This window comes from Burkholderia sp. Bp9140 (assembly GCF_003853425.1).
In the GTDB taxonomy this organism is placed as follows: Bacteria; Pseudomonadota; Gammaproteobacteria; order Burkholderiales; family Burkholderiaceae; genus Burkholderia.
In genome coordinates this window covers 103,193-116,417 of sequence record NZ_QTPQ01000002.1, presented here as the reverse complement: position 1 = coordinate 116,417, position 13,225 = coordinate 103,193, and the positions used below count along the sequence as shown (strand labels likewise).

The window sequence follows — 13,225 nt, the reverse complement described above, 5'->3', positions numbered from 1 at the left end:
GGCAGGGGATGCGCAGCGAGCGCGTTTCCTGCCCGTTGTCTTTTCGGGCGCCGGATGACCGCGCAGGCGCGTGCCAGACCCGTGCGCCGCACGTCTTTTCGTTTCAATCCGAAAGCGTCCGATCGCGCGGCGACACTCGCTGCGTGCATGCCGCACATGGACTGGAGGGCCGGTCGACGGCCATCGACACCACGATCGATGCCGCCGGATTACACCGTCGTAACCGAGTCTTACACATCCGACAGTTGACGCGACAACGGATTATTGGGCATCTTGTCCGGGTTTCCGCTTGCGGCGTGGTGTCAACCGCCGCGACATCCGCGCCGTCAGGTCGAATCCGTGGCCATGACGGCGGCGCCCAATCGAGGAGTGCATTCATGTTGAAACCCGAAATCGACAGCCTGGTTCCCCACGTTCCGTTCTCGCGCCGCAAGTTCATGCAGGCCGCGCTGGGCGGCACCTTCGCGGCGGCCGTGCTGCCCGTGTCGGCGCAGACGGTCACGACCGACAGCGCCGGGCTGGACGTCGACACCATCGAGATCCGCTCGGGCGACGCGAGCATCCCCGCGTATCGCGCGCAGCCGGCTAACAAGACGAACCTGCCGGTCGTCATCGTGATCCACGAGACCTTCGGCGTGCATGCGCATATCGCCGATGTCTGCCGCCGCTTCGCGAAGCTCGGCTATCTGGCGATCGCCCCCGACCTGTTCGCGCGGCAGGGCAATGCGTCGAAGTATTCGACGATCAAGGAGCTTGACGAGCACATCGTCAGCAAGGTGCCCGACCGCCAGGTCACCGAGGATCTCGACGCGGCCGTCGCGTGGGCCGGCAAGAACGGCGGCGATCCGTCGCGTCTCGGCGTGACGGGGTTCTGCTGGGGCGGCCGGCAGGCCTGGCTGTATGCGGAGCACAATCCGCACGTGCTTGCGGCTGTCGCGTGGTACGGATTCGTCGAGGGCAAGACCGACGAGATGACACCGTTCAATCCGGTCGATCATGCGTCATCGCTGAAGGTCCCGGTGCTCGGCCTTTATGGCGAGAAGGACACGAACATCACGCAGGCGGCGCTCGCGGACATGCGCAAGGCGATCCAGGCGAGCGATTCGACGCTCGCGCGCCAGTCGGAGATCGTCGTGTACCCGGATGCGGGTCACGCGTTCTTCGCCGATTACCGGCCGAGTTACGTGAAGGGCGATGCCGAGGACGGCTGGAAGCGCGCGATCGAGTGGTTCCACAAGTACGGCGTGATGTAAACGCCGAAGCGGCGGCAAATGCCGCCGCTTCGTCCTGGCGCCGTGCCGGTGCTTACGGCGTCGGGCCGGTCGCGATCGGCCGCGACGGATCGGCGCTCCATTCGCTCCATGAGCCCGGATACAGCGACGCGCCATGCAGCCCCGCGATCTCGAGTGCGAGCGCATTGTGGCATGCGGTCACGCCGGATCCGCATTGCAGGATCACGCTGTTCGGCTCGGTGCCGGCCAGCAGCGTGCTGAACGTTTCGCGCAGCTCGTGGCCCGTCTTGAAGCGGCCGTCGGCGGCCAGGTTGTCCTTGAAGAACCGGTTGCGTGCGCCGGGAATGTGGCCGCCGACACGATCGATCGTTTCGTTTTCGCCGCGGTAGCGATCCGGCGCGCGCGCGTCGATCACGACGCGCTTGGCCGACGTCACGTTCGCGAGCACGGCCGCCGCGTCGACCGTCGATTCGAGCGGGGCTGCCGCACGGAAGTCGCCGGCGGCAGGGTGCGGCACGTCGGTGGCCAGCGGCTGGCCGGCCGCTTCCCATGCCTGCAGGCCGCCGTCGAGTACCGCGACGGAATCGTGCCCGAGCCAGCGCAGCAGCCACCACAGGCGCGCCGCATAGGCGCCGCCATGTGCGTCATAGGCCACGACCTGCTGGCCCTGCTTGACGCCGCGGCTGGCGATCAGCGTCGCGAGCGCGTCGCGGGTCGGCAGCGGATGACGGCCGTTGGTGCCGGTCTTGCGGCCGGACAGGTCGCGATCGAGATGAAGGTACTGCGCGCCCGGGATGTGCCCGGCCGCATAGGCGGCCTGGCCTGCGGCCGGATCGACGAGATCGAAGCGGCAGTCGAATACGGCAACGCTGCCCGGCGCCGCGGCCAGGCGCTCGGCGAGATTGGCTGCGGAGATGAGCGTGGTGTAGTGGGTATGTGGCATGACGGCTCCCTGGAGTGCAAACGGCCTGATACTCCAAGTCTAAACAAAAAAAGACGGGCCGAAACCCGTCTTTTCATATGCCGAATGCCGTGCGGCGCCCGAGCGCCGCGCAGGGTCAGAGATCGCCGAGGTGGCGGCGCAGGAACTCGTGGAAGTGCTGCATGCCGTCTTCCATCGGGCTCTGGTACGGGCCGACCTGCGATTCGCCGCGCGCCATCAGTGCACGGCGGCCGGCGTCCATCCGCATCGCGATTTCGTCATCCTCGACGGCCGTCTCCATATAGGCGGCGCGCTCGGCCTCGACGAACTCGCGCTCGAACAGGGCGATTTCCTCGGGGTAATAGAACTCGACGATGTTGGTCGTTTTCTGCGGGCCGCGCGGAATCAGCCACGACACGACGAGCACGTGCGGATACCACTCGATCATCAGGCCCGGGTAGTAGACCATCCAGATCGCGCCGAACTCCGGCGGCACGCCGTTGCGGAACTTGAGCACCTGCTCGTGCCACTTCTGGTAGGTCGCGCTGCCCGGTTTCGCGAGGGCGTTGTGCACGCCGACCGTCTGCACGCTGTACCAGTCGCCGAACTCCCACTTGAGATCGTCGCACGACACGAAGCTGCCGAGGCCCGGGTGGAACGGGACGACGTGGTAATCCTCGAGGTAGACCTCGATGAACGTCTTCCAGTTGTAATCGCACTCGTGCACTTCGACGTGATCGAACTGGTACTCGGAGAAGTCGAAGTGATGCTTCGTGCCGAGGTTCGCGAGATCGCGCGCGACGTTGCGGCCTTCGGCCTCGAACAGCAGCCCCTGCCAGTGCTGCAGCGGGCTCTTGCCGAGGTTCAGGCACGGCTTGTCGGGGAAGTGCGGCGCGCCGAGCAGCTGGCCTTCCAGGTCGTACGTCCAGCGGTGCAGCGGGCACACGATGTTCTGCGCATGCCCGCGCCCGTTGAGCATGATCGCCTGCCGGTGGCGGCACACGTTCGACAGCAGTTCGATCTCGTTCGCCGGGTTGCGGACCAGCACGCGGCCTTCCTGCTCGGACGGCAGCGCGAAATAGTCTCCCGCCTCGGGCACCATCAACTCGTGCCCGATGTAGCGAGGTCCTTTCTTGAAGAGGGTTTCGATCTCGCGCTCGAGTAGCGCCTCATCGAAATATGCAGTGACTGGAAGCTGGCTGTGAGCCGACTTCAACTGAAGCGCATCGCTCAGATTGGACATTCCCACTCCCGGTGTTAGCGTGAAAGCAGTGAACAACCCAACCATCGAAAAATCGATTTAGGGAAACGCGGAATTATACCCGGTTCGCCCGGCAAGGCTAGGATTAAGTGCCTGATTTGTGTCAATTTTTTGTCGGGCGGCGATCGGGTGGCGCACAATGTGTGTCGAAGAAGGGGCCCGAGTGCGTGCCCGGGTGCCCAAGTCGGCAGATCGGAGAATTCTCTTTTGCCGTAGAATGTCCGACTTGTTTTGAAATTTGACACCCTCGTCCATGGCGAAAACCGCATCCCCAGGCGCCACCCCGCCCGGCAATGGCACCGAACCGTTGCCGGACAATTACGAAACGGCGCTCGCGGAACTCGAGACGCTGGTTGCCCGGATGGAAGGCGGCGCGTTGAGCCTCGAGGATTCGCTCGCTGCGTATCGCCGCGGGGCGACCCTCGTTGCGTTTTGCCAACAGCAGCTCGAGAAAGTGGAACAGCAGGTTCGCGTGCTCGACGGCGCGACGCTGAAGCCGCTTTCGTCCGGAACGGCCGCCACGGACGGCGAAGACGACGATCTATGACATTCGAACAATGGATGCGGTCCGTGCTCGACCGCGTCGAGGACGCACTCGGCCGCTATTTGCCGGCTGAAAACGTGGTGCCCACGCAACTCCACGAAGCGATGCGCTACGCGGTCCTCGGCGGCGGCAAACGCGTTCGCCCGCTGCTGTGCCATGCAGCAGGCGAACTGACCGGCGCGACCGAAGCGGCGCGCAACGCGGCGGCAGCGGCGCTGGAGATGATCCACGTCTACTCGCTCGTGCATGACGACATGCCGTGCATGGACGACGACGCGCTGCGACGCGGCAAGCCGACCGTGCACGTGCAGTACGACGAGCCGACGGCGCTGCTGGTCGGCGACGCGCTGCAGTCGCAGGCCTTCGTCGCGCTGACCGATGCCGCGGCGCTGTCGCCGGTGCAGCAGGCCGCGCTCGTGCGCGAGCTGGCGCTGGCGAGCGGCTCGATCGGCATGGCCGGCGGGCAGGCGATCGACCTGGCGAGCGTCGGCCTCAAGCTGACGCGCGAGCAGCTCGAGACGATGCACCGGATGAAGACGGGCGCGCTGTTGCGCGCGGCCGTGCGGATGGGCGCGCTGGCCGGCGACACGCCGTCGGCGGAAGCGTTGGCCGCGCTCGACGTCTACGCGGGGGCCGTGGGTCTGGCCTTCCAGGTCGTCGACGACATCCTCGACGTCACGACCGATTCGGCGACGCTCGGCAAGACGGCCGGCAAGGATGCGGCGAACGACAAGCCGACCTACGTATCGATCCTCGGCCTCGATGCATCGCGCGAGCTCGCGGCGCAGTTGCGCGCCGAAGCGCATGATGCGCTGAAACCGTTCGGCGCACGCGCACAGCGTCTCGCCGAACTTGCCGACCTGGTGGTGAACCGGGTCAGCTGACGCGAAGCCCGCCGCTGCGCACACGCTACGGTGCGTGCAATAGAATGCGGGCGCGTTTGATTTCCTACAATGGAACGACGATGTACGACTTGCTGAAAACCATCGACGACCCGGCGGATCTGCGCCGCCTCGATCGTCGCCAACTCCACCCGCTCGCGGATGAACTGCGCGCGTTCGTGCTCGACAGCGTGTCGAAGACGGGCGGCCATCTGTCGTCCAACCTCGGGACGGTCGAGCTGACGATCGCGTTGCACTACGTGTTCAACACGCCGAACGACCGGATCGTCTGGGACGTGGGTCACCAGACCTACCCGCACAAGATCCTGACGGGCCGCCGCGACCAGATGCATTCGCTGCGCCAGTACGACGGCATTTCGGGTTTCCCGCGCCGCAGCGAGTCCCAATACGACACGTTCGGCACCGCGCACTCGAGCACGTCGATCTCGGCGGCGCTCGGCATGGCGATCGGCAGCCAGCTGAACGGCGACGACCGCTTCTCGATCGCGGTGATCGGCGACGGCGCGATGACGGCCGGCATGGCGTTCGAGGCGATGAACAATGCAGGCGTGTCGGAGGATGCGAAGCTGCTCGTGATCCTCAACGACAACGACATGTCGATTTCGCCGCCGGTCGGCGCGCTGAACCGCCATCTCGCCCGCCTGATGTCGGGCCGCTTCTATGCGGCCGCGCGTGCGGGCGTCGAGCGTGTGCTGAGCGTGGCGCCGCCGGTGCTCGAACTCGCGCGCAAGCTCGAGGAGCACGCGAAGGGCATGGTCGTGCCGGCCACGCTGTTCGAGGAGTTCGGCTTCAACTACATCGGCCCGATCGACGGTCACGATCTCGATTCGCTGATCCCGACGCTGCAGAACATCCGCGAACTGCGCGGTCCGCAATTCCTGCACGTGGTGACGAAGAAAGGCCAGGGCTACAAGCTCGCCGAAGCCGATCCCGTGCTCTATCACGGCCCCGGCAAGTTCAACCCGGCAGAAGGCATCAAGCCGTCGGCCACGCCCGCGAAGAAGACGTACACGCAGGTGTTCGGCGAATGGCTGTGCGATGAAGCCGAGCGCGATACGCGCGTCGTCGGCATCACGCCCGCGATGCGCGAAGGCTCGGGCATGGTCGAGTTCGAGAAGCGCTTCAAGGATCGCTACTACGATGTCGGCATCGCCGAGCAGCACGCGGTGACGTTCGCGGGCGGCCTTGCGACCGAAGGGCTGAAGCCCGTCGTCGCGATCTATTCGACGTTCCTGCAGCGTGCATACGACCAGCTGATCCACGACGTCGCGCTGCAGAACCTGCCGGTCGTGTTCGCGATCGACCGCGCGGGCCTCGTCGGCGCCGACGGCGCGACGCACGCGGGCGCGTACGATCTCGCGTTCATGCGCTGCATCCCGAACATGACGATCATGGCCGCGTCCGACGAGAACGAGTGCCGCCAGATGCTGCACACGGCGCTTCAGCAGCCGAACCCGACCGCGGTGCGTTACCCGCGCGGCGCGGGCACGGGCGTGGCGACGGTGAAGGAATTCACCGAGATCCCGCTTGGCAAGGGCGAAGTGCGCCGCCGTACGTCGCAGCCGGAAGGCAAGCGCGTCGCGATCCTCGCGTTCGGCACGATGGTCGCGCCGTCGCTCGTGGCGGCGGAGGAACTCGACGCCACGGTCGCGAACATGCGCTTCGTGAAGCCGGTCGATGCGGCGCTCGTGCGTGAGCTCGCCGAGACGCACGACTACCTCGTCACGGTCGAGGAAGGCTGCATGATGGGCGGTGCGGGTTCGGCGTGCGTCGAAGCCCTGATGGAGAGTGGGGTTATCCGACCCGTAATACAATTGGGTCTCCCTGACCAGTTCATCGATCACGGTGATCCCGCGAAGCTGCTGTCGCAATGCGGCCTCGACGGCGCGGGCATCGCGAAATCGATTCGTGAACGCTTCCTGAGCGCGGCGGCCGATGTCGCCGGCCAGGCGAAGCGCGTCGCATAAGCTGGCGCCGCCTGCGCGCGGCGTCGGTGCGACTGGCGCAACCGGTCTACATTGATGCGGAAAACATGGGCCTGCGGGCCCATGTTGCTTTTCCGGCTGCCGCGTGACGCGGCGTGCGCGTCGTCGAACGCGCGGCTTACAAGGATTGAACAAGATGAACCAGATGAATCCCGCCTTCGTGATGCCCGACGTGCAGAGCACGGTGGATACCCGCCAGATTCCGATTCAGCGCGTGGGCGTGAAGGCGGTCCGGCATCCGTTGACGGTGCGTACCGAAAGCGGCGACGTGCAGCCGACCGTCGGCGTCTGGAACCTCGACGTGCGCCTGCCCGCCGATCAGAAGGGCACGCACATGTCGCGCTTCGTCGCGCTGCTCGAGGAGAATCGTGCGCCGCTGACGGTCGAGCGCTTCCGCGCGATGCTCGCGTCGATGCTCGAGAAGCTGGAAGCCGAGGCCGGCCGCATCGAGGTCACGTTCCCGTACTTCGTGAACAAGACGGCGCCGGTGTCGGGCGTGCAGAGCCTGCTCGACTATGAAGTGACGCTCGCCGGCGAAAGCCGCAACGGCGAGGCGCGCCTGTTCCTGAAGGTGCTCGTGCCGGTGACGAGCCTGTGCCCGTGCTCGAAGAAGATCTCGCAGTACGGCGCGCACAACCAGCGCTCGCACGTGACGATCGACGCCGAGCTCGCGGCCGACCTGCCGGTCGAGGCGCTGATCCGCATCGCGGAAGAAGAGGCATCGTGCGAGCTGTGGGGCTTGCTGAAGCGTCCGGACGAGAAGTTCGTCACGGAGCGCGCGTACGAAAACCCGAAGTTCGTCGAGGATCTGGTGCGCGACGTCGCGCAGCGTCTCGATGCGGACGAGCGCGTGGTGGCCTACGTGCTCGAAGCCGAGAACTTCGAGTCGATCCACAATCACAGCGCGTATGCACTGATCGAGCGCGACAAGCGACACGCTGCGTAACGCCGCGTCGCCGCGTCGTTTTGCCGCTGCAACGAAACAAGGCCGCTCGATCGAGCGGCCTTGTTGTTTTCCGGTGTCTGCCGATGCGCGTTCCGGCGCGGCGCGCGGCTCAGCGTGCGAGCGACGCGAGATCCCAGCGCGGTTTCACCGTGAACGCGTAATCCGCATTCGCCTGCTCGGGCCAGCGGCCGAGCCGCAATGCGCCGGCGAGCGCGATCATTGCGCCGTTGTCGGTGCAGAGCGCGAGATCGGGATAGTGCACGTCGAAGCCGCGCTGGGCCGCGGCAGCCGACAGCGCCGCGCGCAACTGGCGGTTCGCGCCGACGCCGCCCGCGACCACGAGGCGCTTGAGCTTCGTCTTCTTGAGCGCGGCGAGCGACTTCGCGACGAGCACGTCGACGGCCGCGTCGACGAAGCCGCGCGCGAGATCGGCCTTCGCGCGCTCGAGCGCTTCGCCTTCCAGCTTCGCCGCCTCGAATTTCTTCATCTGCGTGAGCACCGCAGTTTTCAGGCCGCTGAAGCTGAAGTCGAGATCGCCCGAATGCAGCATCGGGCGCGGCAGCACGACCGCGCCCGGCGTGCCCGTTTCCGCGAGCTTCGACACTTCCGGACCGCCTGGATAGCCGAGGCCGATCAGCTTCGCCGTCTTGTCGAACGCTTCGCCGGCCGCGTCGTCGAGCGTCTCGCCGAGCGTCTCGTATACGCCCACGTCGGTCACACGCATCAGTTGCGTATGGCCGCCCGACACCAGCAGCGCGATGAACGGGAACGGCGGCGGCGCGTCGACGAGCAGCGGCGACAGCAGGTGGCCTTCGAGGTGATGGATGCCGACGGTCGGCTTGTTCCACGCCAGCGCCAGCGCATTCGCGATGCTCGCGCCGACCAGCAGCGCGCCGGCGAGGCCGGGACCTTGCGTGAACGCGATCGCGTCGATGTCGTCGCGGTGCGTGCCGCTTTGCGCCATCACTTCCTCGAGCAGCGGCAGCGCGCGGCGGATGTGGTCGCGCGACGCGAGCTCGGGCACGACGCCGCCGTATTCGCGGTGCATCGCGATCTGCGAATGGAGCGCGTGCGCGAGCAGGCCGCGCTGCGTGTCGTAGAGCGCGAGGCCGGTTTCGTCGCAGGAGCTTTCGATGCCGAGAACGAGCATGGGTAAGGGGTGGGGCGCGCTGTATCGAGCGCGCCGCAGGAAGGTCAACGTAACCGGAAATTATAGCAGGCGGGGGCCGGTCGCCGCCGCGGGCGGCCCGGGCCCGAGGCCGGGCAGGTACAATCCGCGCCATGGAAACTTATGACATCGCCGTGATCGGCGCGGGCGCCGCCGGGATGATGAGCGCCGCGGTCGCCGGGCAACTCGGTCGCCGCGTGGTGCTGATCGACCACGCGCCGCGGCTCGCCGAGAAAATCCGCATCTCGGGCGGCGGCCGCTGCAACTTCACGAATCTCCACGCGGGCCCCGACAACTACCTGTCGTCGAACCCGCATTTCGCCCGCTCGGCGCTTGCGCGCTACACGCCGCGCGACTTCCTCGTCCTGCTCAAGCGTCATCACGTCACCTGGCACGAAAAGCACAAGGGGCAGCTCTTCTGCGATCACGGCAGCGACGCGATCATCGACGCGCTGAAGCACGAATGCGACGCGGGCGGCATCGCCTGGCGCCGGCCGGTGGCCGTCGACGCCGTGCGCCACGCGCCGGCCGACGGCTTCACGCTCGACACGCAGCAGGCGGGGCCGATCCGCGCGCGCGCCTTGATTGTCGCGACGGGCGGCCTGTCGATCCCGAAGATCGGCGCGACCGACTTCGGCTACCGGCTCGCGAAGCAGTTCGGTCACAAGCTCGTCGATACGCGGCCCGCGCTCGTGCCGCTCACGTTCGCGCAACAGGACTGGGCGCCGTTCGCGGCGCTGTCCGGCGTGTCGCTCGAAGTGCGCGTGTCGACCGGCGACAAGAAGCGCGGCGGCGAATTCGTCGAGGACCTGCTGCTGACCCATCGCGGCCTGTCCGGCCCCGGCATCCTGCAGATCTCCAGTTACTGGCAGTCCGGCGACCCGATCCGCATCGACCTGCTGCCTCAGCGCGATGCGGTGGCCGACCTGCTCGACGCGAAGCACACGTCGAAGCGCCAGATCGGCTCGCTGCTCGCGGACTGGGTGCCGTCGCGCCTCGCGCACGTCTGGCTCGACACGCATCGCGTCGCGGCCGACGCGCGGCTTGCGGACCTGCCCGACAGGACGCTGCGCCAGATCGGCGACGCGCTGTCCGGCTGGACGCTGACGCCGAACGGCACCGAGGGCTACAAGAAGGCCGAGGTGACGAAGGGCGGTGTCGATACGCGCGAACTGTCGTCGGCGACGATGATGAGTGCGCGGGTGCCGGGGTTGTTCTTCATCGGCGAGGCGGTGGACGTGACGGGCTGGCTCGGCGGCTACAACTTCCAGTGGGCGTGGGCGTCAGGCACGGCGGCCGGGCAGGCGGCGGCGGAGTTCGCGCGCGGCGCCTGACACGGCCATGCGGGCCCGCGTTGAAGGGACCCGGCCCTTAGGTCTTTGTACGACGCTCTGCTATACTCGTAAATCTTCCCTGCAAACCTTTATTCGTGTCGGATCATGACGATCATTCGCGTTAAAGAAAACGAGCCGTTCGAAGTCGCCATGCGTCGCTTCAAGCGCACGATCGAGAAGAACGGTCTGCTGACCGAGCTTCGTGCGCGGGAGTTTTACGAGAAGCCGACCGCCGAGCGCAAGCGCAAGAAGGCTGCTGCAGTGAAGCGTCATTACAAGCGGATTCGCAGCCAGACGCTGCCGAAGAAGCTGTACTGAACGATTGAGCGCCGCGCGGTTCACTGAGCGGCGCACCGGCGAACTCCGCACGATCGGCCTCGATCTGGGGCCGCGAGTCGCCGATGCCGGATTCGAGCAACCCGCTTGAGACATAGTCCCAAGCGGGTTTTTGTGTTGACGTCCGTGCGCGGGCGTCGAAGTCACGTTTCCATCCCGGGTGCAAGATGAGTTTGAAAGAGCAGATCAGCGAAGACATGAAGGCCGCGATGCGCGCGAAGGAAAGCGAGCGTCTGGCGACGATTCGCCTGCTGCTGGCCGCGATCAAGCAGCGCGAGATCGACGATCGGGTGACCCTCGACGACGCGGGCATCACCGCCGTGATCGACAAGATGATCAAGCAGCGCAAGGACTCGATCAGCCAGTTCCAGGCCGCCGGCCGCGACGATCTCGTCGCGAAGGAGCAGGCCGAGCTGACCGTGCTGGGCGCCTACATGCCCACGCAACTGTCGGACGCCGAAGTGGCCGCCGAAGTCCAGGCCGCGGTCGCGGCGACGGGCGCGGCCGGCCCGCAGGACATGGGCAAGGTGATGGGCGTGCTGAAGGGCAAGCTCGCGGGCCGTGCCGACATGACCGCCGTTTCCGCGCAGGTCAAGGCCGCGCTGTCGAAGTAAAACCCGCTTCCCGGCGCGTCGCATGCGCGTGCGCCGGGGCGTCGTATCGTCTTTTTTTCGCTCGATCCCACGGTGATTCCGCATTCGTTCCTGCAGGATTTGCTGAACCGCGTCGATATCGTCGACGTGGTGGGCCGGTACGTGCAGCTCAAGAAGGGCGGCGCCAACTTCATGGGGTTGTGCCCGTTCCATAACGAGAAGAGCCCGTCGTTTACCGTCAGCCCGACCAAGCAGTTCTATCACTGCTTCGGCTGCGGCGCGCACGGCACGGCGATCGGCTTCCTGATGGAGCACGCGGGGCTCACGTTCCCGGAAGCCGTGCAGGAACTGGCGCAGTCGGTCGGGCTGACCGTGCCGCACGAGCCGTCGATGCGCGGCGGGGGCGGCGGCGACTATCCGGCGCCCGTGTCGAAATCGGTCGCGACCGCGCTGTCCGACGTGATGTCGGCTGCGTGCGACTACTACCGCAAGCAATTGCGCGGTGCGACCGTCGCGATCCAGTACCTGAAGAACCGGGGCCTGACCGGCGAGATCGCCGCGCGCTTCGGCCTCGGCTATGCGCCGGATGGCTGGCAGAACCTCGAAGCCGCGTTCCCGGACTACCGCGACGACTCGCTCGTCGAATCGGGGCTCGTGATCGTCAGCGAGAAAACCGACGCGCAAGGCGTCGCGCGACGCTACGACCGGTTCCGCGAGCGGATCATGTTCCCGATCCGCAACGTGAAGGGGCAGGTGATCGGGTTCGGCGGCCGCGTGCTCGGCAGTGGCGAGCCGAAGTATCTGAATTCGCCCGAAACGCCGCTGTTCAACAAGGGCAGCGAACTGTACGGGCTGTTCGAGGCGCGCCTCGCGATTCGCGAGCGCAAGTACGTGCTGGTCGTCGAAGGCTACATGGACGTCGTCGCGCTCGCGCAGCTCGGCTTCCCGAACGCGGTCGCGACGCTCGGCACGGCATGCACGCCGATCCACGTGCAGAAGCTGCTGCGCCAGACCGACACGGTCATTTTCAGCTTCGACGGCGACTCGGCCGGCCGGCGTGCGGCGCGCCGCGCGCTCGAGGCGTGCCTGCCGCATGCGGCGGACAACCGGACGATCCGATTCCTTTTCCTGCCGTCCGAACATGATCCGGACAGCTACGTACGCGAATTCGGCGCGGACGCGTTCTCCGGGCAGGTCGAACGCGCGATGCCGCTGTCGCAATTTCTGTTGAACGAAGCAATTGCCGGCAAGGCGCTCGATCAGCCGGAAGGCCGCGCGAAGGCGTTGTTCGACGCGAAGCCGCTGCTGCAGGCGCTGCCGGCGAACGCGTTGCGCGCGCAGATCATGCACATGTTCGCCGACCGCCTCGATATCCCGTTCGAGGAAGTCGCGGGGCTGTCGGACGTCGACACGCGCATCGCCGCGCCGGCGCGCCAGGCGCCCGCGCGCAGCGAGCGGCGGCGCGTGACGGACAGCGAAAAGCGGGCGTTGCGTACGCTCGTGATGCATCCGCGGATCGCGTCGCAGCTCGATGACGAACAGCTTGCGACCCTGCGCGCGCTGCCGCGCATCGGCGAGCTGTTCGCCGAAGTCGTCGAGCATGCGCGCGCGCTGGGCGACAGCGCGGAGTTCCGGCTGCTGTCGGACGTCCTGCGGACGTCCTCGAACGGGGCGACTTACGAGGAAATCTTCCGCGAAATTCTGGACTATGATGAAAACGTCCGTGACTTGCTGTTACAGAATCCGGAAGACGAGACGGTGCCCGAGCGGCAGCGTGAACAGGAACGGATCGCCGGGGAAGAACTGCAGGCGGCGGTGCTCAAGATGCGCTATGACGCTTGCTGCGACCGGCTCGATCGGCTGGCGCGGCAATCCACCTTCACACCCGAGGAATTGGCTGAATTGACGGAATTGAACCAGCAGCGAACCGACATGAAGCGTCGGCTCGGGCTGTAGGCGGCCGGGGCGCCAGGAGAGGGCTTCCCAGCGTGCTATAATATAA

12 protein-coding genes are annotated in these 13,225 nt (G+C 66.5%); 9 read left to right on the top strand and 3 right to left on the bottom strand.

Annotated elements, in window-relative coordinates; all coding sequences use genetic code 11:
* Positions 1 to 377 precede the first annotated feature (377 nt).
* Positions 378 to 1,253 carry a dienelactone hydrolase family protein gene (locus DIE21_RS02120; protein ID WP_124495568.1) on the top strand — a complete coding sequence of 292 codons (876 nt, stop codon included), beginning with the start codon at positions 378 to 380 and terminating at the stop codon, positions 1,251 to 1,253.
* A gap of 52 nt (positions 1,254 to 1,305) precedes the next feature.
* On the opposite strand, the gene DIE21_RS02115 is transcribed toward DIE21_RS02120, so the two are convergent.
* Positions 1,306 to 2,175, bottom strand: a complete 870-nt coding sequence (locus tag DIE21_RS02115; RefSeq protein WP_124495566.1) for a sulfurtransferase — start codon at positions 2,173 to 2,175, stop codon at positions 1,306 to 1,308.
* 115 nt (positions 2,176 to 2,290) lie between these two features.
* A complete protein-coding gene (locus tag DIE21_RS02110) occupies positions 2,291 to 3,397 on the bottom strand; it encodes an aromatic ring-hydroxylating dioxygenase subunit alpha (RefSeq protein ID WP_124495564.1) in 1,107 nt (368 codons plus the stop codon).
* A gap of 271 nt (positions 3,398 to 3,668) precedes the next feature.
* Here DIE21_RS02110 and DIE21_RS02105 point away from each other — a divergent pair, with 271 nt between their 5' ends.
* The 4 genes from DIE21_RS02105 (at position 3,669) to folE2 (ending at position 7,792) form a co-directional block, all read left to right on the top strand.
* A complete protein-coding gene (locus tag DIE21_RS02105) occupies positions 3,669 to 3,962 on the top strand; it encodes an exodeoxyribonuclease VII small subunit (RefSeq protein ID WP_040139363.1) in 294 nt (97 codons plus the stop codon).
* A complete protein-coding gene (locus DIE21_RS02100) occupies positions 3,959 to 4,843 on the top strand; it encodes a polyprenyl synthetase family protein (RefSeq protein ID WP_124495562.1) in 885 nt (294 codons plus the stop codon). Before DIE21_RS02105 ends, DIE21_RS02100 begins: the two co-directional genes overlap by 4 nt.
* Positions 4,844 to 4,923: 80 nt before the next feature.
* Positions 4,924 to 6,828 carry a 1-deoxy-D-xylulose-5-phosphate synthase gene (dxs, locus tag DIE21_RS02095; protein WP_124495560.1) on the top strand — a complete coding sequence of 635 codons (1,905 nt, stop codon included), beginning with the start codon at positions 4,924 to 4,926 and terminating at the stop codon, positions 6,826 to 6,828.
* A gap of 154 nt (positions 6,829 to 6,982) precedes the next feature.
* Positions 6,983 to 7,792 carry a GTP cyclohydrolase FolE2 gene (folE2, locus tag DIE21_RS02090; RefSeq protein ID WP_124495558.1) on the top strand — a complete coding sequence of 270 codons (810 nt, stop codon included), beginning with the start codon at positions 6,983 to 6,985 and terminating at the stop codon, positions 7,790 to 7,792.
* Between the two features lie 109 nt (positions 7,793 to 7,901).
* Here folE2 and tsaD read toward each other — a convergent pair whose 3' ends face one another.
* Positions 7,902 to 8,942 (bottom strand): tRNA (adenosine(37)-N6)-threonylcarbamoyltransferase complex transferase subunit TsaD, encoded by a 1,041-nt coding sequence (tsaD, locus tag DIE21_RS02085; RefSeq protein ID WP_124495556.1) that lies wholly within the window; start codon positions 8,940 to 8,942, stop codon positions 7,902 to 7,904.
* 122 nt (positions 8,943 to 9,064) lie between these two features.
* Between tsaD and DIE21_RS02080 the strand changes: the two genes are divergently transcribed.
* The 4 genes from DIE21_RS02080 to dnaG all read left to right on the top strand — a co-directional run bounded on the left by DIE21_RS02080 (position 9,065) and on the right by dnaG (position 13,179).
* Positions 9,065 to 10,294, top strand: coding sequence for an NAD(P)/FAD-dependent oxidoreductase (locus tag DIE21_RS02080; protein ID WP_260426591.1), 1,230 nt, complete (start codon positions 9,065 to 9,067; stop codon positions 10,292 to 10,294).
* Positions 10,295 to 10,399: 105 nt separating this feature from the next.
* Positions 10,400 to 10,612, top strand: coding sequence for a 30S ribosomal protein S21 (gene rpsU, locus DIE21_RS02075; protein WP_006479415.1), 213 nt, complete (start codon positions 10,400 to 10,402; stop codon positions 10,610 to 10,612).
* A gap of 185 nt (positions 10,613 to 10,797) precedes the next feature.
* Positions 10,798 to 11,244, top strand: a complete 447-nt coding sequence (locus tag DIE21_RS02070; protein WP_124495552.1) for a GatB/YqeY domain-containing protein — start codon at positions 10,798 to 10,800, stop codon at positions 11,242 to 11,244.
* A gap of 72 nt (positions 11,245 to 11,316) precedes the next feature.
* On the top strand, positions 11,317 to 13,179 hold the full coding sequence (gene dnaG / locus DIE21_RS02065) for a DNA primase (RefSeq protein WP_124495550.1): 1,863 nt from the start codon (positions 11,317 to 11,319) through the stop codon (positions 13,177 to 13,179).
* The last annotated feature ends 46 nt before the right edge of the window (positions 13,180 to 13,225 follow it).